The sequence below is a fragment of the Rhizobium sp. 10PS4 genome (genome assembly GCF_032464805.1).
GTDB lineage: Bacteria > Pseudomonadota > Alphaproteobacteria > Rhizobiales > Rhizobiaceae > Rhizobium > Rhizobium laguerreae.
This window is the reverse complement of record NZ_JAWDIW010000009.1, coordinates 247,815-268,807: the sequence shown is the minus strand read 5'-3', so window position 1 is coordinate 268,807 and position 20,993 is coordinate 247,815. Positions and strand designations below refer to the sequence as shown.

21 protein-coding genes, 1 tRNA gene and 2 pseudogenes are annotated in these 20,993 nt (G+C 61.4%); 9 read left to right on the top strand and 15 right to left on the bottom strand.

Features of this window, described 5'->3' with window-relative positions:
- Positions 1-52: 52 nt before the first annotated feature.
- The 4 genes from RWJ89_RS19070 (at position 53) to leuC (ending at position 3,372) form a co-directional block, all read left to right on the top strand.
- The gene (locus RWJ89_RS19070; protein WP_316028361.1) at positions 53-850 is read left to right on the top strand and encodes a transporter substrate-binding domain-containing protein; all 798 of its coding nucleotides are present in this window, start codon (positions 53-55) and stop codon (positions 848-850) included.
- 16 nt (positions 851-866) lie between these two features.
- Complete coding sequence (locus RWJ89_RS19065; RefSeq protein WP_168283322.1) at positions 867-1,679, top strand: amino acid ABC transporter permease; 813 nt, start codon at positions 867-869, stop codon at positions 1,677-1,679.
- A gap of 47 nt (positions 1,680-1,726) precedes the next feature.
- Positions 1,727-1,888 carry a hypothetical protein gene (locus RWJ89_RS19060; protein ID WP_168283278.1) on the top strand — a complete coding sequence of 54 codons (162 nt, stop codon included), beginning with the start codon at positions 1,727-1,729 and terminating at the stop codon, positions 1,886-1,888.
- A gap of 74 nt (positions 1,889-1,962) precedes the next feature.
- Entirely contained in the window at positions 1,963-3,372 is a 1,410-nt protein-coding gene (leuC, locus tag RWJ89_RS19055; protein WP_020052055.1) for a 3-isopropylmalate dehydratase large subunit, read from the top strand.
- 157 nt (positions 3,373-3,529) lie between these two features.
- Here leuC and RWJ89_RS19050 read toward each other — a convergent pair whose 3' ends face one another.
- On the bottom strand, positions 3,530-4,360 hold the full coding sequence (locus tag RWJ89_RS19050; RefSeq protein ID WP_316031257.1) for an aldo/keto reductase: 831 nt from the start codon (positions 4,358-4,360) through the stop codon (positions 3,530-3,532).
- A 132-nt stretch (positions 4,361-4,492) separates the two neighbouring features.
- Positions 4,493-5,014, bottom strand: a complete 522-nt coding sequence (locus RWJ89_RS19045; protein ID WP_168283397.1) for a L,D-transpeptidase family protein — start codon at positions 5,012-5,014, stop codon at positions 4,493-4,495.
- 167 nt (positions 5,015-5,181) lie between these two features.
- On the opposite strand from RWJ89_RS19045, the gene RWJ89_RS19040 reads away from it, so the two are divergent.
- Together RWJ89_RS19040 and RWJ89_RS19035 are read left to right on the top strand one after the other, a co-directional pair.
- Positions 5,182-5,865, top strand: coding sequence for a response regulator transcription factor (locus RWJ89_RS19040; RefSeq protein ID WP_017995455.1), 684 nt, complete (start codon positions 5,182-5,184; stop codon positions 5,863-5,865).
- 116 nt (positions 5,866-5,981) lie between these two features.
- Entirely contained in the window at positions 5,982-6,437 is a 456-nt protein-coding gene (locus RWJ89_RS19035; RefSeq protein WP_017962463.1) for a cyclic nucleotide-binding domain-containing protein, read from the top strand.
- Between the two features lie 47 nt (positions 6,438-6,484).
- On the opposite strand, the gene RWJ89_RS19030 is transcribed toward RWJ89_RS19035, so the two are convergent.
- From RWJ89_RS19030 to tesB, 6 genes are all read right to left on the bottom strand, one after another.
- Positions 6,485-7,288: an exodeoxyribonuclease III gene (locus RWJ89_RS19030; RefSeq protein WP_221999458.1), complete on the bottom strand. Its 804-nt coding sequence runs from the start codon at positions 7,286-7,288 to the stop codon at positions 6,485-6,487.
- Between the two features lie 100 nt (positions 7,289-7,388).
- Positions 7,389-8,057 carry an outer membrane lipoprotein carrier protein LolA gene (locus RWJ89_RS19025; RefSeq protein ID WP_221999459.1) on the bottom strand — a complete coding sequence of 223 codons (669 nt, stop codon included), beginning with the start codon at positions 8,055-8,057 and terminating at the stop codon, positions 7,389-7,391.
- A gap of 139 nt (positions 8,058-8,196) precedes the next feature.
- On the bottom strand, positions 8,197-10,893 hold the full coding sequence (locus tag RWJ89_RS19020) for a DNA translocase FtsK (RefSeq protein ID WP_168283317.1): 2,697 nt from the start codon (positions 10,891-10,893) through the stop codon (positions 8,197-8,199).
- 248 nt (positions 10,894-11,141) lie between these two features.
- Positions 11,142-12,569 carry an ammonium transporter gene (locus RWJ89_RS19015; RefSeq protein WP_168283316.1) on the bottom strand — a complete coding sequence of 476 codons (1,428 nt, stop codon included), beginning with the start codon at positions 12,567-12,569 and terminating at the stop codon, positions 11,142-11,144.
- A gap of 27 nt (positions 12,570-12,596) precedes the next feature.
- On the bottom strand, positions 12,597-12,947 hold the full coding sequence (locus tag RWJ89_RS19010) for a P-II family nitrogen regulator (protein WP_017962468.1): 351 nt from the start codon (positions 12,945-12,947) through the stop codon (positions 12,597-12,599).
- Positions 12,948-13,158: 211 nt separating this feature from the next.
- Complete coding sequence (gene tesB / locus RWJ89_RS19005; protein ID WP_316031256.1) at positions 13,159-14,043, bottom strand: acyl-CoA thioesterase II; 885 nt, start codon at positions 14,041-14,043, stop codon at positions 13,159-13,161.
- Between the two features lie 83 nt (positions 14,044-14,126).
- Here tesB and RWJ89_RS19000 point away from each other — a divergent pair, with 83 nt between their 5' ends.
- Positions 14,127-15,341: a ubiquinone biosynthesis hydroxylase gene (locus RWJ89_RS19000; protein WP_316031255.1), complete on the top strand. Its 1,215-nt coding sequence runs from the start codon at positions 14,127-14,129 to the stop codon at positions 15,339-15,341.
- Positions 15,342-15,408: 67 nt separating this feature from the next.
- Here RWJ89_RS19000 and RWJ89_RS18995 read toward each other — a convergent pair whose 3' ends face one another.
- From RWJ89_RS18995 to RWJ89_RS18980, 4 genes are all read right to left on the bottom strand, one after another.
- Positions 15,409-15,597, bottom strand: a complete 189-nt coding sequence (locus RWJ89_RS18995) for a Trm112 family protein (RefSeq protein ID WP_017962471.1) — start codon at positions 15,595-15,597, stop codon at positions 15,409-15,411.
- A gap of 9 nt (positions 15,598-15,606) precedes the next feature.
- Positions 15,607-16,293, bottom strand: coding sequence for an LON peptidase substrate-binding domain-containing protein (locus RWJ89_RS18990; RefSeq protein WP_020052065.1), 687 nt, complete (start codon positions 16,291-16,293; stop codon positions 15,607-15,609).
- Positions 16,294-16,568: 275 nt separating this feature from the next.
- A complete protein-coding gene (gene trxA / locus RWJ89_RS18985) occupies positions 16,569-17,543 on the bottom strand; it encodes a thioredoxin (RefSeq protein WP_077977900.1) in 975 nt (324 codons plus the stop codon).
- Between the two features lie 160 nt (positions 17,544-17,703).
- Entirely contained in the window at positions 17,704-18,213 is a 510-nt protein-coding gene (locus tag RWJ89_RS18980) for a prolyl-tRNA synthetase associated domain-containing protein (RefSeq protein ID WP_032999270.1), read from the bottom strand.
- Positions 18,214-18,469: 256 nt separating this feature from the next.
- Here RWJ89_RS18980 and RWJ89_RS18975 point away from each other — a divergent pair.
- A tRNA-Gly gene (locus RWJ89_RS18975) sits at positions 18,470-18,544 on the top strand.
- Between the two features lie 73 nt (positions 18,545-18,617).
- Here RWJ89_RS18975 and RWJ89_RS33235 read toward each other — a convergent pair.
- Both RWJ89_RS33235 and RWJ89_RS18970 read right to left on the bottom strand, forming a co-directional pair.
- Positions 18,618-18,769, bottom strand: a pseudogene (locus RWJ89_RS33235) (IS481 family transposase); the annotation flags it as partial.
- A gap of 2 nt (positions 18,770-18,771) precedes the next feature.
- On the bottom strand, positions 18,772-19,521 hold the full coding sequence (locus RWJ89_RS18970) for an SDR family NAD(P)-dependent oxidoreductase (protein ID WP_168283314.1): 750 nt from the start codon (positions 19,519-19,521) through the stop codon (positions 18,772-18,774).
- A gap of 58 nt (positions 19,522-19,579) precedes the next feature.
- Between RWJ89_RS18970 and RWJ89_RS18965 the strand changes: the two genes are divergently transcribed.
- Positions 19,580-20,512, top strand: a complete 933-nt coding sequence (locus tag RWJ89_RS18965) for a LysR family transcriptional regulator (RefSeq protein ID WP_168283313.1) — start codon at positions 19,580-19,582, stop codon at positions 20,510-20,512.
- 20 nt (positions 20,513-20,532) lie between these two features.
- Here RWJ89_RS18965 and RWJ89_RS18960 read toward each other — a convergent pair.
- Positions 20,533-20,824: pseudogene (locus RWJ89_RS18960) on the bottom strand (DNA-binding response regulator); the annotation flags it as partial.
- Between the last annotated feature and the right edge of the window lie 169 nt (positions 20,825-20,993).

Sequence of the window (20,993 nt, the reverse complement as noted above, 5' to 3'; positions counted from 1 at the left end):
TCAGACCTATCTTCCGTGACAGTTTTTGCCGTTCAATTTGGGGGACCGTTCAATGTTGTTTCGTCGTACCGTTCTTGCGAGCTTCGCCGCCCTTGCTCTCGCACCCCTCGCCGCATTAGCCGCCGAGCTGCCCGATCTCGGCGGTAAGAGCGTCGTCGTCGTCACCGAGAATGCCTATCCGCCGCTGCAATTCGTCGATCCGAAATCCGGCAAGGCGATCGGCTGGGAATATGATGCGATGAACGAGATCGCCAAGCGGCTTAATTTCAAGGTCGAATACCAGAACATCAGCTGGGACGCGATGATCCAGGCGGTGTCCGACGGCCAGTACAACATCGGCATGACCGGCATCACCATCAAGGAAGACCGCAAGCAGAAGGTGGACTTCTCCGATCCCTATATGCGCTCGCAGCAGTTCATGCTGGTGCGCGGCGATGAGAAGCGCTTCACCGATGCCAAGTCCTTCGGCGAATTCAAGGATGGCCTGGTCGGCGCACAGCCCGGCACCACGCCCTTCTACACCGCCGTCTATGAAGTGCTTGATGGCAACGAGCAGAACCCGCGCATCAAGCTCTTCGAAACCTTCGGCGCCACCGTCCAGGCCCTGAAGGCCGGCGACGTCGACGTCGTGCTGACCGACGGCACCGCCGGCAAGGGCTATGTCGACGCCTCGAACGGCGCCTTGAAGCTGATCGGCGAGCCGCTCGGCACCGAAGATTTCGGCTTCATCTTCCCGAAAGGGTCCGACCTCGTCGCCCCTGTCAACGCCGCCATCGCCGCACTCAAGGCCGACGGCACGCTCGATGGGCTGAACAAGAAGTGGTTCCTCGACTACAAGATGGGCGAATGACGCCGAGCAGCCGCTGATGGCGTCGCGACCATCTCCCGACAGACACGTCAAGGACGACTATCCCTGGTGGCTGGTCGCCCTCCTCACGATCGGCATCGTCCTTGCCGCCGTCATCGTCGCCAACGATATCTATGCCCAGGTCTTCCGCACCGTCGTCAACGGTGTCGGCGTCACCGTCTTCGTCACGCTGGTCGCCTTCGTGCTCGCCACCGTGCTCGGCCTCGGCATCTGCCTGCTCGGCATGGCCGACAGTCAGGTGTTGCGTCAGATTGCGCGGTTCTACATCGAGATCATCCGCGGCATACCGATCCTCGTGCTGCTGTTCTACGTCGCCTTCGTCGGCGCGCCGGCTCTGGTCGTAGCCTATAATTTCCTGATTTCGCCGCTGGTGATTTCAGGCATGGCCGAGCCCATCCTGGTGCGCGACCTGTCGCTGATGTGGCGGGCGATCATCGCGCTGACGATCGGTTATTCCTCCTTCATCGCCGAAATCTTCCGGGCCGGTTTCCAGTCAGTCGATCTCGGTCAGATCGAGGCGGCCAAGGCGCTCGGCCTGTCGCGCTACCGGCGCTTCCGCTCCGTCGTCTTCCCGCAGGCGATCCGGGTGATCTTCCCGCCGCTCTCCAACGATTTCGTCTCGATGGTGAAGGACAGTTCGCTCGTCTCCGTGCTCGGCGTCGCCGACATCACCCAGATGGGTAAGGTCTATGCCGCCGGCTCTTTCCGCTTCTTCGAGACCTATTCGATCGTCACCTATATCTATCTGATCCTGACGATCGGCCTGTCGCTGGCGCTGCGGCGGACGGAGAAGTGGATGAAGTCGCGGTAAGCGATCAATAGCCGCCGCGCCGCTGAGAGGCCGGAGAGCGTCTGCTGATGATTCAAATTGAAGCCGCCGCGAAAAATCGCTATATGCAGGCCATGGAATCCAAGTTCAGATGCATTGGCGCGCATATTTTCGTGCTGCAGGATCATTATCGCCTGCCGGCGCGGTTTTTTGCGTGCGTGTCCGGCGCGCCCAACAGCCGACTTCGTTGATCGAATGACGGCCGGCGGAGCCTGATCCGCCATGTCTCGATTTTCCAAAGCTTCCAAAAAACGGACTTAACGCCATGAGCGCACCGCGTACCCTCTACGACAAGATCTGGGACGATCATCTGGTCGACGAACAGGCAGACGGCACCTGTCTTCTCTACATCGACCGCCACCTGGTCCACGAAGTGACCTCGCCGCAGGCGTTCGAAGGCCTGCGCATGACCGGCCGCAAGGTTCGCGCGCCGGAAAAGACGCTCGCCGTCGTCGACCATAACGTTCCGACCTCGCCTGATCGCCATCTCGGCATCAAGAACGAGGAAAGCCGAATCCAGGTGGAAGCGCTGGCGACCAATGCCGCCGAATTCGGCGTCGAATATTATTCGGCAAGCGACAAGCGCCAGGGCATCGTCCACATCGTCGGTCCGGAACAGGGCTTCACCCTGCCCGGCATGACCATCGTCTGCGGCGACAGCCACACCTCGACGCACGGCGCCTTCGGCGCGCTGGCGCACGGCATCGGCACCTCCGAGGTCGAGCATGTGCTGGCGACCCAGACGCTGATCCAGAAGAAGGCAAAGAACATGCTGGTGCGGGTCGACGGCGTGCTTCCGCCGCATGTCACCGCCAAGGACATCATCCTTGCCATCATCGGCGAGATCGGCACGGCCGGCGGCACCGGCCACGTCATCGAATTTGCCGGCGAAGCAATCCGCGCGCTGTCGATGGAAGGCCGCATGACCATCTGCAACATGACGATCGAGGGCGGCGCCCGCGCCGGCCTGATCGCCCCTGACGAAAAGACCTTCGAATATATCAAAGGCAAGCCACGCGCGCCGAAGGGCGAGGCGCTGGAACAGGCGATCGCCTACTGGAAGACCCTGCAGACCGACGAGGGCGCTCATTACGACCGCGTCGTCGTGCTCGACGCCGCCAGCCTGCCGCCGATCGTTTCCTGGGGCTCGTCGCCTGAGGATGTCATCTCCGTCCAGGGCATCGTTCCGAACCCGGATGACATTCCGGACGAAACCAAGCGCACCTCCAAGTGGCGCGCGCTCGACTATATGGGCCTGAAGCCGGGCACGAAGATGACCGACATCACGCTCGACCGCGTCTTCATCGGCTCCTGCACCAACGGCCGCATCGAGGATCTGCGCGAAGTCGCCAAGGTCGTCGAAGGCAAGACGGTTGCCCCAACCGTCGATGCGATGATCGTGCCGGGTTCCGGCCTCGTCAAGGAACAGGCGGAAGCCGAAGGCCTCGACAAGATCTTCAAGGCCGCCGGTTTCGACTGGCGCGAGCCGGGCTGCTCCATGTGTCTTGCGATGAACGACGACCGCCTAAAGCCGGGCGAACGCTGCGCTTCGACCTCGAACCGCAACTTCGAAGGCCGCCAGGGCTTCAAGGGCCGCACGCACCTCGTCTCGCCGGCGATGGCCGCCGCAGCCGCGATCGCCGGTCACTTCGTCGATATCCGCGAGTGGAACTGATCCGTCAAAACGGATGACGATCAAAAAGCCCACCGATGCCGCTGCGCATCGGTGGGCTTCACATTTTATGCCGCCCTGCCTCGGTCGCCTTATAAAACAGCTACCGCATGCGGTCTTTTGCGGGACGACCCTTGCCTGGCGATAATCGAGACGACGATCAGAAGGTTGCCGTCATCGGATCCGGCCCCATGCGGGCACCGGCGCTGTCGAGCCTGGCGATCGCGGCCATATCGTCGGCATCGAGCTTGAAGTCGAACACCTGGAAATTCTCCTCGATACGCGACGGCGTCACCGATTTTGGGATAACGACGAGGCCGGTGTCGATGTGCCAGCGAATGATGACCTGAGCCGGCGTCTTCTGATGTTTTTTGGCGATCTCGCCGATATCGGCGTTCGAGATGAACTTGCCCTGGCCGAGCGGGCTCCAGGATTCGGTGACGATACCAAGCTTCTTGTGAACCTCCTGCGCCGCCTTCTGCTGGAAATCGGGATGCAGCTCGATCTGGTTGATGACGGGAACGACGCCGGTTTCGCCGATGATGCGCTCGAGATGTTCAGGATTGAAATTCGACACGCCGATCGAGCGGGCACGGCCCTCTTCCCGGATGCGGGCGAAAGCCTTCCAGGTCTCCGTATAAAGGCCGCGATGCGGCGACGGCCAGTGAATGAGGTAGAGGTCGACATATGCGGAACCGAGCTTCTTCAGGCTGCCGTCGAAGGCCCGCAGCGCATTGTCGTAGCCCTGGTCGTCGTTCCTGAGCTTGGTGGTGACGAAGATATCCTTGCGGTCGAGGCCGGCAGAGCGGATGCCTTCGCCGACGCCCTCTTCGTTGTCGTAACCGGAAGCCGTATCGATATGACGATAGCCGGCGGCGATTGCCGTGCGCACGGTGGGAGCGGCAATGTCCTGCGGCGTCTGCCAGACGCCGAGGCCGACTTGCGGAATGGAATGTCCGTCATGGAAAGTGATGATGGGTTGAGCGGTCACAATATATCTCCGGGAGTTTGAAGAATTGGACGAGGCATGAATTGCGCCCGCACCTACGGGGCGTCCCAGAACGCATTTCAGCCGGAGCGTTCGGTCACCGCAAGCATATAGGTGACCGCATCCGGAAGACAATCAGACGATGCGGACAATCGTTCCCTTCCGAAGGTAAGGCAGCAGTCGGCGCATGTCGCGCAGGCTCACCGCCACGCAGCCCGCCGTCGGCTCGTAGCCCGGCCTGATGAGATGGAAGAAGATCGCCGAGCCGCGATTGCGCGCACGCGAGGAGATGTTCCAGTCCATCACCAGGCAGATATCGTAGAGCCCGTCGCTGCGCCGCATTTCCTCGTGACTTGCACTGAACGGCGCCCTGACGAGGCGGTTGTAGCTGGCACTGTCAGACTGATCGCACCAGAGCATGTCGGGGCGGATGCGGCGGATGGAAAGTGGAGTGACGAGCCGGCCGTTCCGCTCGCCGCGCCGGAAGCCTGATATCAGCTTCATCGAAGCGATCGGCGTGGCGCCGTCGCCCTCTCGTTTCATCACGGTGCGGCCGGAGCGGCCGATCGCAGCAGGCACGGTGATGGCGCCGAGCCGGACGATCGCCCGGCTCTTGCGCCCCGGCGCAGGACGCACCACGATCGTCGGCCGCTTTATCCCCCGCCTCTGCCTTGCTTTTTCCATTTTTCTCGCATGTCGTGCCTTGTCTGGGGCTTCGATTGAAATCATATCGAAACCGACCCGGCAACAGCCCGCTGCCCGATCCTTGCCAAACCAGGAATTTGGCGTAGGACTAGGGGACTTAACACGAGGACGCAAACGGCATGACCGCACGCACCATTCTTCTGGTGGATGACGACGATGACCTTCGACAGACGCTGACGGAGCAATTGTCGCTGTATGAGGAATTCACGGTTCTGCAGGAAGCCAACGCCGGCAAAGGTGTCGCGACCGCCCGTGCGACGCCGATCGACCTGCTGATCATGGATGTCGGCCTGCCCGATATGGACGGCCGCGAGGCAGTGAAGCTGCTGCGCAAGGGCGGTTTCAAGGCGCCGATCATCATGCTGACCGGCCACGATACCGACTCGGATACGATCCTCGGCCTCGAAGCCGGCGCCAACGACTATGTCACCAAGCCTTTCCGCTTCGCCGTGCTGCTCGCCCGCATCCGCGTGCAGCTGCGCCAGCATGAGCAGAGCGAGGACGCGACCTTCACCGTCGGCCCCTACCTTTTCAAGCCGAGCCAGAAGCTTCTGACCACCGATAACGGCCAGAAGATCCGGCTGACGGAAAAGGAAGCGGCAATCATCCGCTATCTCTACCGCGCCGAACAGAAGGTCGTTACCCGCGACGTACTACTCGAAGAGGTCTGGGGCTATAATTCCGGGGTGACGACGCATACGCTGGAAACCCACGTCTATCGCCTGCGCCAGAAGATCGAGCGCGATCCCTCCAATGCCGAAATCCTCGTCACGGAAAACGGCGGCTACAAGATCATACCCTAGAGCAGTTCCGTTTTCCTCCGAATCGCGGGAATGCTCTATCTCTTTGTTTTCACTCAATTTCGGACGCAGAACCGCGACGCGGTTTTGCTGGAATTGCTCTAAGGCGAAAAGCCCGCATGGCGCTGACCGACGACATCCACATGCTCGCGCAGCTTCCTCTGTTCAAGGACATGAGCGAGGATCAGCTGCGGTTGATCGCCTTCGGCGCCGACCGGCGCATGATCGCTGCCGGCCAGATGCTGTTTCGCCAGGGCTCGCCCGCCGAGAGCGCCTATGTCATCCTCAGCGGCAGCCTGGAGCTGAGCGCGACGAGCAGTGACGGCATGCAGAGGACAGAGGGAATCGCTGGCCCCGGTACCCTGGTTTCCGAGCTGGCGCTGGTGACGCTGGTGGAGCGCAAATTCACCGCGGTAGCGCGCGAGGATACCAGCATCATCCGCATCACCCGCGCCCTCTTCCACCGGCTGATCGAAGAATATCCGGACGCAGCCCGGCTGATCGAGAACCGCATTCGCGACAATCTCGCCGAGCTTGCGGCAAAGGCCGCAAGCCAGTTCTACCGCTTCAGCTGATCCCTGTTAGCGATAAGAATCCCTGCGCTTCCACGAAGCTGCACCGCTTAGAAATCGAAATGCGCCGTCACCGGCACGTGGTCGGAGGGACGATCCCAGCCGCGCGCCTCCTTCAGGATTTCTATCCGCTTGAGATGCGGCCCGAGATCCGACGACGACCAGATATGGTCGAGACGACGGCCGCGATCGGCGGCCTCCCAGTCCTTGGCGCGATAGCTCCACCAGGTGTAGAGCTTCTCGCTTTCAGGCACATGCTGGCGCATCAGATCGAGCCAGGCGCCGCGTTTCATCACCTCGAGCAGTCCGTCGGTTTCGACGGGCGTATGGCTGACGATCTTCAGAAGCTGCTTGTGCGACCAGACATCGTGCTCCAGCGGCGCGATATTGAGGTCACCGACGAGGATGGCTGAGGTGTCGGCCTCGCCATTGGCTTTCAGCAGCTTCATCTCCTCGATGAAATCGAGCTTGTGGCCGAATTTCGGATTGATCGTGCGATCCGGCTCGTCGCCGCCGGCCGGGACATAGAAATTATGCAGCCGAACGCGGCGATTGCCGTGCTCGAAGATCGCCGAGATGTGGCGCGCATCGCCGACACCGCAATAATCCTGCCGGTGATCCTCGGTTAGCGGAATGCGCGAGGCGATCGCCACGCCGTGATAGCCCTTCTGGCCATGGATGATGATGTGATTGTAGCCCATCGCCCTGAGTGGTGCCGCGGGAAACAGGTCGTTCGTCACCTTGGTTTCCTGCAGGCAGAGGATATCGGGCCTGTGCTTGAGAACGAGCTGCTCGACGATGGGCATGCGCAGCCGCACCGAATTGATGTTCCACGTGGTGATCGAAAAACCCATGCCCATACCCCTTCACGCTTTCATGAAAGGGCTTTAAAACAAAGGCGGACGCGAGGGAACCGGCCGCTTGTAAAAGGAGCGGCCGATCAACCGAAAAGGTTCAATCGCGCGACTGAGGCGTGCCTGGAATGGTCTCATAGGGCACACGGAAGACGCGATCCTCGAACTGCATGCCGGTTTTGACATTGAAGATCATCACCGAGGTGTCCTTGCCCTGATTGTCGGTGATCGTCCACTGCCGCAGATCGTAGGTCTTCGGGTCGAACATCATGGTAATGGTCGAGTTTCCGAACACCGTATTGTTGCCGAGTGCGATCGTCGTCAGGTCAGACTCTTCCTTCACGCCCTTCACCATGCCGGCCGACAGATCTATGCGCTGCGCCAGGAGCAGGCTGAGCGGGGTCTTGGAGAGCGGATAGAGATCCCAGGTTTTGAGCTTCATATTGCCGATGGCGACGTTCTTGCCGTCGGCGATCACCCGCATCGGCGACGGATCGTCATAGTTGAAGCGCAGCTTGCCGGGGCGCTGGATGAAGAACTTGCCGCCGGTCTGTTCGCCGCGCGGGCCGAACTGCACGAATTCGCCCTGCATCGTCGTAACGCCGGAAAAATGATCGGCGATCGCCTGCGCCGTGCCGGAGGCGGGAGCGGCCGCCTGCGCATAAGCGCCAAGGGGAATGGCGCTCGCTATCGCAGCGACGACAAAGGCGCCGAGAAGGTCGCGGCGCGTTACCGTCAGGCCGGAGAGGAAGGTATCGGAGTGACTCATCTAAATCTCCTTTATGCGATCTGCATGCTGCCGAAAGGCGGCGTCTTCAAGGCGTTGCGATCGGCCTGCGAGAGGTAACGGCTTCGATGCTATCAGGTTTCCGCAAAAGCGGCTGTATTGGAAATATATGCCTGTTATGTCAGCGGTCGAGGATGTCGCCTTCGGTCGGAACCAAAATTTCGCGTTTGCCGGCGTGGTTGGCTGGTCCGATGATACCCTCCTTCTCCATGCGCTCGACGAGCGAGGCGGCACGGTTGTAGCCGATACCCAGCCGGCGCTGCACGTAGGAGGTCGACGCCTTGCCGTCGCGCAGCACGATGGCGACCGCCTGATCGTAGGGATCTTCCGATTCGGAAAGATTGGACGTGCCGGCCGGACCGCCTCCACCACCGCCGTAATCGCCGTCTTCATCGTCATCGGCGGTAATCGCGTCGAGATATTGCGGCGAGCCCTGGGTCTTCAGGTAGGAGACGATCTCTTCCACCTCGACATCAGAAACGAACGGGCCGTGCACGCGCTGGATACGCCCGCCACCCGCCATGTAGAGCATGTCGCCCATGCCGAGCAGTTGCTCGGCGCCCTGTTCGCCGAGAATGGTGCGGCTGTCGATCTTCGAGGTCACCTGGAAGGAGATGCGGGTCGGGAAGTTCGCCTTGATCGTGCCGGTGATGACGTCGACCGACGGACGCTGTGTCGCCATGATCACGTGGATGCCGGCCGCACGCGCCATCTGCGCCAGACGCTGGACGGCGCCTTCGATATCCTTGCCGGCGACCATCATCAGGTCGGCCATTTCGTCGATGATCACGACGATATAGGGCATCGGCCGCAGATCGAATTCCTCGGTCTCGTACATCGCTTCGCCGGTATGGCGGTCGAATCCGGTCTGCACCGTGCGCGAGATCGCCTCGCCCTTCGACAGCGCCTGCTCGACGCGGGTGTTGAAGCCATCGATGTTGCGCACGCCGATCTTCGACATCTTCTTGTAGCGCTCTTCCATCTCGCGCACGGTCCATTTGAGCGCGACGACGGCCTTCTTCGGATCAGTGACGACAGGCGAAAGCAGGTGCGGGATGCCGTCATAGACGGAGAGTTCCAGCATCTTCGGGTCGATCATGATCAGCCGGCACTGTTCCGGCGTCATGCGGTAGAGCAGCGACAGGATCATCGTGTTGATGGCGACCGACTTGCCGGAACCGGTGGTGCCGGCGACGAGCAGATGCGGCATCTTGGCGAGATCGGCGATCACGGCTTCGCCGCCGATCGTTTTGCCGAGCGCCATGGCGAGCTTCGCCTTGCTGCCTTCGAAATCCCGGGAGGCGATGAGTTCACGCAGATAGACGGTCTCGCGCGTCTGGTTCGGCAATTCGATGCCGATCGCGTTGCGGCCGGGCACGACGGCCACGCGGGCGGCAATCGCGCTCATCGAGCGGGCGATATCGTCGGCAAGGCCGATGACGCGCGACGACTTGATACCGGGCGCCGGCTCCAGTTCGTAGAGCGTGACGACGGGACCGGGACGGACATGGATGATCTCGCCCTTGACGCCGAAATCCTCAAGCACGCCTTCGAGCATGCGGGCGTTCTGCTCCAGCGCATCGGCCGAAAGCGTGGAATCGCGCACCACGTTCTTCGGTTCGGCGAGCAGATGCATCGAGGGAAGCTGGAAACCCTCGGGACGGATGAACGAGCCCTGCGCCTCCCGCTCGATGCGGGCGCTGGGCTTCGGACGCGCAACGACGGGGACGACGCGCGGCTCCGGCTTGCCGGCCGCCTTTGCCGGTGCTCGAATCATCCAGTCGTCGTCATCGTCGTCGGGCAGGATATCGGCCGGGCGTGGCGGCATGTCGTTATCGAAGGGCAGGTCGTCGTCATTATCGTCGTCGTCATCGACGGACAGCGACGGTGCGGAGACGATACGCCGCGGCGAAGCCATCCTTGCCCCCATCGATGGTTCCATCGACGGCTCCATGCGCTCGCCTCGGACGGTCGGCGCCTTTGCGCGGACGGGTTCGTTCAGCGTGCCGAACTCGTCATCGTTGAAATCATAAGGTGATTCGTAATCGCCCTGGCGCCGCTTGCGCGGACCCATGCCGAACAGCCGCCGCAGTCGGCCCTGGCTCATGTACCAGGCATGCGTCACGGCGCCGCTGAGAGCGACCCAGCGGGACTCGTCTTCCTCCTCGTCCTCGTCTCCGACAACGCGGGCCTTGCTACTGCGTGTATCGACGTAGTCTTCCTCGATCTCCTCGTCGGCGTCGCTGCGGCCGACAAGGCCTGATGCAAACAGCATCAGCCAGGCGGTCGGCGCGGCAAAGATGCAGCCGATGACCATGGCGAAGGTGCCCGTCGGATAAGCGCCGACGAAGAGTGCGGGAAAACGCAGGATCATGTCGCCGATGACACCGCCGATACCGTTCGGGATCGGCCAGGTGAGCGGCGGCGGAAAGCAGCCGAGGACGGCGCAGGAAAGCACCGAACCGCCGAACCAGGCGCCGGCACGGGCAGGAATACGGCTGAATCGGCGGCCCGAGATCAGCGTCAGCGCCCAAGCGACGATCGGCAGCATCGAAACGACGCTGGCAAGCCCGAGGAACTGCATGACGATATCGGCAAAGGCAGCCCCGCTGTAGCCGAGAATATTCGTCGGCAGGTTGGCGGTCGCATAGGAGTAGCTCGGATCCGCAACATTCCATGTCGCCAGCGCCGCGACGCAGAACGCCAGCAGCAGAAAGATCGCAAAGCCGATGAGCGCCTGGATCTGCCGCAGCATGAATGCCGAGAAGGAGAACCGATCCGGACGGCCATCCATTGCCGGCGACGTGCTTCTTGCCATGTGTCTAACCCGTCCAATGCCTGAGGACACGCGAATCGCTGAAGCTTCGGTGCCAAAATGCGTCCGCTCTACCTAATCAGAGCCGGGTTAAAGCGATGTTAACCATGCATGCCTGGACGTGCATTCCGAACCGGGAAATGAAAAAAGCCCGAACCTTGAAAGGTCCGGGCCAAGTGCGGTCTATAGTTAGATAGGCCGCGACGGGCTGTGAAGCGGCGCCCTCATGCCAGGCGCCGCAAACCCTGTGATCAGGAAGCGTGGTAGGCGGCTTCGCCGTGGGTCGAAAGGTCGAGACCTTCGCGTTCGGCTTCAACGGTGACACGCAAGCCGATGACGACGTCGACGATCTTGTAGAGGATCGCCGAGCCGATACCGGACCACAGCAGCGTTGTCAGCACGCCCTTGGCCTGGTTCCAGACCTGGGTTGCCGTGCCAGCATAGGAGGCTGCGAAATCGGCGGTCGAGTAATCGACGATGCCTGCACCGCCGAGTGCCGGGTTGACGAGGATACCGGTGCCGAGAGCGCCGATGATGCCGCCGATGCAATGAACTCCGAAGACATCGAGGCTGTCGTCGTAGTTGAACTTGTTCTTCACGACGTCGACGAAGAAGTAGCAGACCGGCGAAACGATCAGGCCGAGAACGATCGAGCCCATCGGGCCGGCAAAGCCTGCCGCCGGGGTAATGGCGACGAGACCGGCAACCGCGCCGGAAGCGCCACCGAGCATGGAAGCCTTGCCGCGGCTGAGGGTTTCGACGATGCACCAGGACACAGCGGCAGCAGCCGCTGCGACGAAGGTGTTGATAAAGGCAAGCGAGGCGTAGGAATTGGCTTCGAGGTTGGAGCCGGCATTGAAGCCGAACCAGCCGACCCAGAGCAGCGAGGCGCCGACCATGGTCAGCGTCATCGAATGCGGAGCCATGATTTCCTTCTTATAGCCCGTGCGCTTGCCGAGCATGATGGCGCCGACGAGGCCCGCGATACCGGCATTGATGTGAACGACCGTGCCGCCGGCAAAGTCGATTGCGCCGTAGGAGAAGATCAGGCCGGCCGGCGAGGTGTAGGAGCTCGGACCGCCCCAGAACCAGACCATGTGTGCCATCGGGAAATAGATGAAGGTGACCCAGAGCACGACGAAGAGCATGACGGCCGAGAACTTGATGCGCTCGGCGAATGCGCCGACGATCAGGCCGGGCGTGATGCAGGCAAACGTCATCTGGAACACGATGAAGGTGTATTCCGGAATGGCGACGCCCTTCGAGAAGGTTTCTACGAGCGACGAGGTGTTGACGCCGGCGAGGAAGGCCTTGGAGAAGCCGCCGACGAAGCTGTTCAGCGAACCGCCGTCGGTGAAGGCGAGCGAATAGCCGTAGGTCACCCAGATCAGCGCCACGACGGCCGTGATCATGAAGACCTGCATCAGCACCGAGAGCATGTTCTTGGCGCGCACGAGACCGCCGTAGAAAAGCGCAAGGCCGGGGATGGTCATCAGCAGGACGAGCGCCGAGGAGACGAGCATCCAGGTATTATCACCCTTATCCATCGTGAGAGCAGGAGCAGCAGCGGCAGTGGCGGCTGGCGCAGCCTCCTGCGCGAAAGCGACGGCCGGCGCGAGAAGGGCGGCCGAAGCTGCGCAAATCCGCGCAAAGGTGGAAGAAAACTTCGAAATTGACATTGGAAAAAGCTCCTTGATCTGCCGTGCTTACAGCGCTTCTGAATCGGTTTCGCCCGTACGGATGCGCACGGCATGGTCGATCGAATAGACGAAGATCTTGCCGTCACCGATCTGACCGGTCTTGGCCGCTGCCGCGATGGCCTCGACTGCCCTGTCGACGAGTTCCGATGCAACCGCGATTTCGATCTTGAGCTTCGGCAGGAAGCTGACTGCATATTCGGTGCCGCGATAGATTTCGGTGTGCCCCTTCTGGCGCCCGTAGCCCTTCACCTCGGTTACGGTCAGCCCCTGAATACCGATCGCCGTAAGGGCTTCGCGGACCTCATCGAGCTTGAACGGCTTGATAATGGCCATCACAATTTTCATCTGGTTTCCCATCCTTCGTTATCCTCGGCGCGGAGCCGACTCTCCTTGCCGCTGACATTCCTGAACAGCGACCGGCCAATACACATTCAAGGGACGTGCCAGATTCGAAGCAAGACGTAAGTTATTGAAAAGTAAAGCTTATAATAAAGAGCGCCAATAAACAGGCAAATGATTGGCCAATAAGCGCACAAATAACGCGCAAATTTATAAAGTTGCACATTATTTATTCATTTGCCTTTTTCCGAATCAGGCCTTCCTGCGCGACCGATGCGATCAGGCTACCGGATCGTGTAAATAGGCTACCCCGGGTTAATCCTCTGGTGCCTGAAGCCGACGGACTGTCCTGCGTATAAAGCAGCCAGTCGTCGAGCTTGCAGGGCTTGTGGAACCACATCGAGTGATCGAGGCTCGCCACCTGCAGGCTCTGGTCGAAGATGGACGTTCCGTGCGCATAGAGCGACGTATCGAGCAGCGTCATGTCCGAAAGATAGGCAAGCACCGCCGCCTGATAGAGCCGGTCGTCGGGAACCGGGCCGGTGGCGCGCACCCAGACGTCCTGTTTGGGATCGAGCTTCCTGTCGGAAAAATAATGCGTCAGCGAGACGGGGCGGATCTCGATCGGCCGCTCACGCTGCCAGTATTTTCGGATCGCTTCCGGCGCGTGCGCCAGATACTGTTCCTTGATCTGCTGCTCGCCGAGCAGCGCCTCCGGCATCTCGACCTCGGGCATCGCGATCTGGTGCTCGAAGCCCGGCTCCTCCACCTGGAAGGAGGCCGACAGCGCGAAGATCGCCTTGCCGTGCTGAATGGCGACGACACGCCGCGTGTTGAAGCTCGATCCGTCGCGGATGCGCTCCGCCTGGTAGATGATCGGCACCGAGGGATCGCCGGGACGCATGAAATAAGCATGCAGCGAATGAACGAAACGTTCGCCGTCGATGGTCCGCTGCGCCGCCATCAACGCCTGGCCGATCACCTGGCCGCCGAAGACCCGCTGCCAGCCGACCTTGGGGCTGCGGCCGCGGAAGATATCGACCTCGATCGGCTCGAGGTCGAGCGTCGAAAGCAGCGTCTCCATCGCCGAAGGCCCTGATGTCTCGCCCGTCATTTCTATGTCTCCCAGCGGTAGGAAGTGAAGTTGCGATGATCTATATAGGTCACATCTGAGGCATAAGGTACGGGAGCGGCGCGATGCTTGATATGCTGGTTGTGGGCGGGGGTTATGTCGGCCTTTCCGCCGCTGTCGCGGTCAAGCAGGCAGCGCCGCATCTGAATGTCGCCGTCGTCGAGGCGGCCCCCGAACATGTCTGGAAAAACGATACGCGCGCTTCCGCCATCATCGCCGCGGCAGCGAAGATGCTCGAAGTCTTCGGCATCTGGAAGGAGATTGAGCCGGAGGCCCAGCCGATCACCAAGATGATCGTCACCGACTCCAAGACCTCCGATCCGGTGCGTCCGGTGTTTCTGACCTTCGACGGCGAAGTGGCCGACGGCCGGCCGTTCGCCCACATGATCCCGAATGTCGCGATGGTCGCCGCCCTGCGCGGTGCCTGCGAACGGCTCGGCATCGACATCCGCCACGGGCTTGGCGCGACGGAGCTGAAGACCCACGACACCCATGCCACCGTCACGCTCTCGGACGGCAGCGCGCTGGAAACCCGGCTGCTGGTTGCCTGCGACGGCGTGCGCTCGACGTTGCGCGATCTCGCCGGCATCAGGACCGTCACCTGGGACTACGGCCAGTCCGGCATCGTTGCGACGGTCGAGCATGAGCGGCCGCATGACGGCTGTGCCGAGGAACATTTTCTGCCGGCCGGCCCCTTCGCCATCCTGCCGCTTAAGAACAACCGCTCCTCGCTCGTCTGGACGGAGCGGACGCCGGATGCCAACCGGCTGGTCGCCGCCGACGACCTGATCTTCGAGGAAGAACTCGAGCGCCGCTTCGGCCACAAGCTTGGGAGCCTGAAAGTGATCGGCGACAAGCGTGCCTTCCCGCTCGGCCTGACGCTCGCCCGCTCCTTCGTCGCGCCGCGTTTCGCGCTGGCCGGCGACGCCGCCCACGGCATCCACCCGATTTCGGGTCAGGGGCTCAATCTCGGCTTCAAGGATGTGGCGGCACTTGCCGAAACCATCGTGGAGGCCGACCGCCTCGGCCTCGATATCGGCTCGATCAACATTCTCGAGCGCTACCAGACCTGGCGGCGCTTCGACACTTTCCGCATGGGGGTGACGACCGACGTGCTGAACCGGCTCTTCTCCAACGACGCGACGCCGATCCGCATCGCCCGCGACGTCGGCCTCGGCATCGTCGACCGGCTGCCGCGTCTCAAATCCTTCTTCATCGGCCAGGCGGCCGGAACGACGGCAAAGGACAATCCCCGCCTGCTTGCCGGCCAGACGATTTAACCTTTTACGCAATTTCCGGCAAAAGCGCCTCGCGCTTTGCCGGGGAAAAGCGCTTCCTGGAATTGCTTTAGTCGTCGAGGCGGCGGGCTTCGGACACCAGCATGATTGGAATGCCGTCGCGGATCGGATAGGCAAGCCGCGCCTTTTCCGAGACGAGTTCATTGTGCTCGCGATCGTAGGAAAGCCGGCCCTTGGAGAGCGGGCAGACCAAGAGATCGAGCAGCTTTGGATCGACGCGGCTGAGTTTTTCGTCCATGGCTGAAGTCTACTGCAGAACCGTGTCGGAGTCACCGAAGACGCGCGCCAGCACGATTTCGGTAATGGCGATCAGCGTCTCGGCCCGCGTCTTCAGGTCGGGCGCCTCCAGCAGCGCCTGTTTTTCCGCCGGCCCGAAGGGCGACATCATCGCCAGCGAATTGACGAGCGTCAGATTGCTCGCCCGCTCGACGCTCTCCCAGTCCGCCTCCAGTTTGTTGGCATCGAGATAGGCTTTAAAGGCGGTCAGAAGCGCTGCGCGGTCGACGGCCTCCTCCTCATTCTCGGCCGAGAGGTCGGCGATAAAAGGGGCGATACGGAAGGTGCGGAAGGGATCGCTGGTCGCTTTCTCCTCCAGTAGCCGGAAGCGGCAAACGCCGGTCAGCGACACGATATAGCGCCCGTCGCCGGTCTCGGCGAAGGAGGTGATGCGGCCGAGGCAACCGACAGCAGCAAGGTTGGGCTCGCCGCCCTTGTCCTCATGTTCGCCGAGCGCCGGCTGCACCATGCCGATCAGCCGGTTTCCGGTCAGCGCGGCATCCAGCATCGCCAGATAGCGCGGCTCGAAAATGTTGAGGGGAAGCTGCCCGGCCGGCAGGAGGAGGGCGCCGGTCAGGGGAAAGACAGCAATCACATCAGGCAGATCGCCCGGCTTCAGGTATCTGGCATTCCCGACTTGCATGAAACCGTCCCGCATTCTTGTAACGGGCATGCCCGTCTTGACGAGAATGTGGTGCCCTCGTCCGAAAACGCAAGGGCAGATGCTCGAAACTTACAGCGCCGCGCGTCTTTTTAGACGCGCGGCGCTGTAACACTTTGAATCGCTGCATAATTTAATCGCTAAATCGATTCCGATTTAACGAATTATGCAGTGGCGAATACCCGAAAATCGGAATCGATTTTCGGAAAAGATCACGCACGGATTCAATGCGATAGACCGTCCGTGACGTGTCCTGTCGGACGCGCGGCGCCCTACGAGAACAGCATCGCCGAAAGCTTGCGGCGCGCTGCGACCGTCGCCGGATCCTTGAAGCCCCAGACCTCGAAGAACTGCAGCAGCTGGCGGCGGGCGCCGTCATCGTCGAAGGCACGGTCCTTGCGCATGACCAGCAGCAGATGGTCGGCCGCCTCGTCGCGCCGGCCTTCGACATTGCGGATCTTCGCAAGCTTGATCCGCGCCTCGTGGTCATCGGGATTGGCGGCCAGTTCACGCTCGAGCGCAACGGGGTCGCCGAGCTTGCGGGCTTCCTCGATCTGCTCGAGCTTCATCAGCACGGCCTGGATGCCGGCATCTTTTGCCAGCTCTTCCGGCAATTCTGTCAGTACTTCGCGCGCCCGCTGATGCTGGTTGGCGGCGATCATGCATTCGGCCATGCCGGCAAGCGCCTTGGCATTCTCGGGATCGGCCTGCATCACGGCGCCATAGAGCTGAGCGGCCTCGTTGATATTGCCGGCGGCAAGCAGTTCCGCCGCTTCCGCAAGCACCGCTTCGATTTCGGCCGCCTCATCGGCGCCGGCCGGACCGGCGATCCGGTCGATGAACTGCTGGATCTGGCTTTCCGGCACCGCGCCCATGAAACCGTCGGCAGGACGGCCGTTGACGAAGGCGATGACGGCGGGGATCGACTGGATGCCGAGCTGACCGGCGATCGACGGATGGTCGTCGATGTTCATCTTGACCAGCCGGACACGGCCCTTGGCTTCGTTGACCACCTTTTCCAATACTGGCGTCAGCTGCTTGCACGGACCGCACCAGGGCGCCCAGAAATCGACCAGCACCGGCTGGCTACGCGATGCCTCGATGACATCCTTGGAAAAATTCGCGGTCGTCGTCTCCGTGATGTAGCTGCCGGCCGCAGCCGCGGGTTCCGGCGTAGCACCGAAGCTTGTCGTCGCAGTCATCTGATTTCCGAAGGAACCGTTATAGGGGTTGTCGCTGCCGCTCATAGGTATCTCCCGCCGCGCCGATCCTGCCGGCGTCTTTGCTAAAGCATCTCGCGCAAAACTGTGGTGCGGTTTTGCGATAAAGACATGCACAAAACCAAAGACTAAAGCGCGGCAAGCGAATCTAAAAGATCGCGACGCGCTTTAGCGCTAAAATCGTATGTCAGGACGTCACTTTCAAGACAAGCGGCTTATGTCCCGTCGCTTCCATGAAACGGATGAGATCGCTGCCCGCAATCGATGTCGTCGCATCGTTGGATAGCGGATGGCAGTTGACGATCTCGTGCGCCATCAGCTCGGCATCGAGCACGAAGGTGACATTCTCGGCAGTATCGTTGATCGCGCCGAAGGCGGTCACCGAACCCGGAGCGACGCCGAGATACTCCATCAGCTTCTCCGGTCTGCCGAAGGAGACCCGGCCGGAGCCGCCGATGGCATTATGCACCTGCTTGAGGTCGACGGCAGCATTTTCCTCCACGGTCAGCAGAAAATACCTGTCCTTCTTGTCTTTGACGAACAGGTTCTTGGTGTGGCCGCCGGGAATTTCATCGCGCAGGGCGACCGATTCCGCCACGGTGAAGACCGGCGCATGGTCGACCGTCTTATGGGCGATGCCGAGCCCATCGAGAAAGGCAAACAATTCTTCTCTTGTCTTCGGGGCATTTTCGGACATCGGGCAATCCATTGGGCAGGAAGGGAAAAAAGCGAGGCGTCCTGATTAAGTCGGTCCACATCGTTTGGCAATCTTTGTGACCGACGCTTTGCCCCGCATTTGCGGCCTTTCCGCCGGGCGTCTGCGAACACCACAATTTTTCTTCGCCTCTCCGTCATTTCCCTGTTGCATTTGAAAACCCGTTAGGCCATATAGCGCCGGTCGCCGCGAGGCGGCGCCCACGGTCCAACAACTACCCCGGACCGATGCGGATTGAGCGGGTGTAGCTCAGGGGTAGAGCACAACCTTGCCAAGGTTGGGGTCGAGGGTTCGAATCCCTTCGCCCGCTCCAGTTTTCCAATTGTCCATACCGAAGACAAAGGTAACAGATTGTCCCTCGGACAGGGGTGACAACCTCGTGCCGAACGGGTGGCCTCCTTCCTCAACGTCAGATGCATGCGCTCGTGGCGACCGTTCTGCTGCGGATGGTTTGATGCGTTCGATACCTGCCGAACCTCAGCCACCAGACCAGCTTCGACAGGTTGCAGAGCCCGTTGGGGCTGGCAAAGGGCAGGCCTTTTAAGCCAGGGTCATACCACCATCGACATGAAGCTCGATTCCGTTGACAAAGCTTCCTGCATCGGAGGCGAGGAAAAGTGCGGCGCGCGCCAACTCTTCCGGTCGGCCGAGACGGCCGGCGGGGATCAGGGAAGCCATGTAATCTTCGAATGCCGGCCGCTCGGCCTCCGATACGCCCAGCTTGGCGAGGATTTCCGTCTCGACCGGTCCCGGGCTCAGGATGTTGACGCGGATCCGCCGCGACTTGAATTCGATCGCCCAGTTTTTCGCAAAGGCGGCGGTTGCTGCCTTTGAACCGGCATAGACGGTATGGTCCGGGAGGACCTTCGTGGCCGCGAGCGAGCTCGTAACGATGATGTTTCCGCCGTCGCGGATCAGAGGGGCGATCGTCTGCACGCCGAAGAACACGCCGCGCGTATTGATTGCGAAATGCCGGTCATAGTCTGCCGGATTCACCTCGGCGGAGGTGGTGAGATTGATGATCCCAGCATTGGCCATGTAGATGTCGAGCCCGCCGAAGCGGCTCTTCACGGTGTCCGCCAGCCTGCGATGAGCTTCTAGGTCGGCGGCATCACCCACGAAGCCGATGGCCGACGGACCGATTTCTTGCACGGCGCGGTCGACAGCATCCTGCCGGCGCCCGGAAATGATGACCTGCGCTCCTTCTTCCGCGAACAGCCGAGCGGTCGCCTTGCCGATGCCGCTATTGCCGCCGGTGATGACGGCGACCTTGTCTTTGAGGTGTTGCATTGTTTATCTCCTTTCAACGAGAAATTAGATAAACGCTGCCACCCTTCGTCATTAGATCATGGGCGGGCACATGATCTGTGCCGCGGAGGTGCAAATGCCGAATCTGCTCAACGAGATGCCCGGTTTGATGGCTTTTGTGCGGACGGTAGAAGCCGGCTCGTTCAGCGCCGCGGCCCGCGATCTGGCAACGACACCGTCAGCGGTGTCGAAGAGCGTGGCGCGGCTGGAAAAGAAGATTGGCGCCCGGCTGTTCCTGCGCTCCACGCGCGCCCTGACGCTTACCCAGGACGGGCAACTTTTCTTCGACCGCGTTGCGCCGCTGTTGCGGGACCTGGATGCAAGTGAAGAGGCGATCAGGTCCGACGTTGCGCCCTCGGGTCGCTTGCGCATCAGCATGCCCAGCGAAATGGCGCCTCTACTGCTGCCGCGCCTCTTCGGAAGCTTTGCAGCAGACTATCCGAACCTGCATCTCGAAGTCGGACTTACGGATCGGTTCGTCGATCTGATCCGGGAGGACTACGACGTTGTGCTGCGCGTTGGGAATCCCGCACCGGGAGACCTCATGGTTCGTCACCTGGCCGACCTGCCGATGACGATCGTCGGGTCTCCGACCTTTCTGAAGACCTGGGGCAATCCTGCAACTGCCGAAGCGCTGGCGGCTCTGCCCTTTGCCCGCTATGCACTGGGTGGCATCACGCAGCCTCTGCGCCTGCCGGACGGGACGAGCTTTATTCCCTTCGGGCGCGTCGATTGCGACTCAGGGGCCGCACTCATTCAGGCTGCGCTGAGTGGGCTGGGAGCGGCCTATCTTCTGCGATGTCTGGTCGCGAAAGACCTGGCAGACGGCACGCTTGTTACACTCGCGGCGGGGTTTGCGTTCCCGAGCGCTCCCTTTAATGCACTGCACGCCTTTGGCCGCACCGTACCGTTGCGCGTAAAACTGGTCTGCGATTTCATCGCCCGCGAGGCAAAAGCCCTCGAAGCCATCTGAGCACCTGATGTTGGGGTTGGTCAGAATTCAGGTCCGTCGGTCTCGCGCATTGTCGGGGGTAAGGTCTCCCATGCCCCGATCAGCTCACCGACGGAGCGGACCTCCATCTTGCGCATGACATTGGCACGGCGCAGCGCGTCACCACCTCGCGTAGGATCTCGGGCTCGCGATGCGTCAGCGTCCCTAAACGTTCAAGATTGCGCTTGACGATGACCGCCTCCGTGCGCCGGGGCCATCCAAAGCGATACCGGCTATCACCGCATCGAGCAGCGCCGGGTCTGACACCGGCTTGGTGAGGAGATCCACAGCGCCGCCTTCATCGTTTTGGCAGCGTTCCGCCACTTGGGAAAAGGCGGCGAGCTTCAATCAACGGCCGGCGAACCTGTCGAGCGCTTGGCTGACTTCATCGGTCAGCCAGGCCCCCACCATAATCTATATAGCACTTCGGAATCCCGAAATTGGTTGGGGTGTTGAAATCATT

What these genes read in the sequence shown, in the direction of transcription:
- RWJ89_RS19070 (WP_316028361.1), top strand. Translation starts at nt 53, where the DNA reads ATGTTGTTTCGTCGTACCGTTCTTGCGAGCTTCGCCGCCCTTGCTCTC.
- RWJ89_RS19065 (WP_168283322.1), top strand. Translation starts at nt 867, where the DNA reads ATGGCGTCGCGACCATCTCCCGACAGACACGTCAAGGACGACTATCCC.
- RWJ89_RS19060 (WP_168283278.1), top strand. Translation starts at nt 1,727, where the DNA reads ATGATTCAAATTGAAGCCGCCGCGAAAAATCGCTATATGCAGGCCATG.
- leuC (WP_020052055.1), top strand. Translation starts at nt 1,963, where the DNA reads ATGAGCGCACCGCGTACCCTCTACGACAAGATCTGGGACGATCATCTG.
- RWJ89_RS19040 (WP_017995455.1), top strand. Translation starts at nt 5,182, where the DNA reads ATGACCGCACGCACCATTCTTCTGGTGGATGACGACGATGACCTTCGA.
- RWJ89_RS19035 (WP_017962463.1), top strand. Translation starts at nt 5,982, where the DNA reads ATGGCGCTGACCGACGACATCCACATGCTCGCGCAGCTTCCTCTGTTC.
- RWJ89_RS19030 (WP_221999458.1), bottom strand. Translation starts at nt 7,288, where the DNA reads ATGGGTTTTTCGATCACCACGTGGAACATCAATTCGGTGCGGCTGCGC.
- RWJ89_RS19025 (WP_221999459.1), bottom strand. Translation starts at nt 8,057, where the DNA reads ATGAGTCACTCCGATACCTTCCTCTCCGGCCTGACGGTAACGCGCCGC.
- RWJ89_RS19020 (WP_168283317.1), bottom strand. Translation starts at nt 10,893, where the DNA reads ATGGCAAGAAGCACGTCGCCGGCAATGGATGGCCGTCCGGATCGGTTC.
- RWJ89_RS19015 (WP_168283316.1), bottom strand. Translation starts at nt 12,569, where the DNA reads ATGTCAATTTCGAAGTTTTCTTCCACCTTTGCGCGGATTTGCGCAGCT.
- RWJ89_RS19010 (WP_017962468.1), bottom strand. Translation starts at nt 12,947, where the DNA reads ATGGGAAACCAGATGAAAATTGTGATGGCCATTATCAAGCCGTTCAAG.
- tesB (WP_316031256.1), bottom strand. Translation starts at nt 14,043, where the DNA reads ATGACGGGCGAGACATCAGGGCCTTCGGCGATGGAGACGCTGCTTTCG.
- RWJ89_RS19000 (WP_316031255.1), top strand. Translation starts at nt 14,127, where the DNA reads ATGCTTGATATGCTGGTTGTGGGCGGGGGTTATGTCGGCCTTTCCGCC.
- RWJ89_RS18995 (WP_017962471.1), bottom strand. Translation starts at nt 15,597, where the DNA reads ATGGACGAAAAACTCAGCCGCGTCGATCCAAAGCTGCTCGATCTCTTG.
- RWJ89_RS18990 (WP_020052065.1), bottom strand. Translation starts at nt 16,293, where the DNA reads ATGCGGGACGGTTTCATGCAAGTCGGGAATGCCAGATACCTGAAGCCG.
- trxA (WP_077977900.1), bottom strand. Translation starts at nt 17,543, where the DNA reads ATGAGCGGCAGCGACAACCCCTATAACGGTTCCTTCGGAAATCAGATG.
- RWJ89_RS18980 (WP_032999270.1), bottom strand. Translation starts at nt 18,213, where the DNA reads ATGTCCGAAAATGCCCCGAAGACAAGAGAAGAATTGTTTGCCTTTCTC.
- RWJ89_RS18970 (WP_168283314.1), bottom strand. Translation starts at nt 19,521, where the DNA reads ATGCAACACCTCAAAGACAAGGTCGCCGTCATCACCGGCGGCAATAGC.
- RWJ89_RS18965 (WP_168283313.1), top strand. Translation starts at nt 19,580, where the DNA reads ATGGGCGGGCACATGATCTGTGCCGCGGAGGTGCAAATGCCGAATCTG.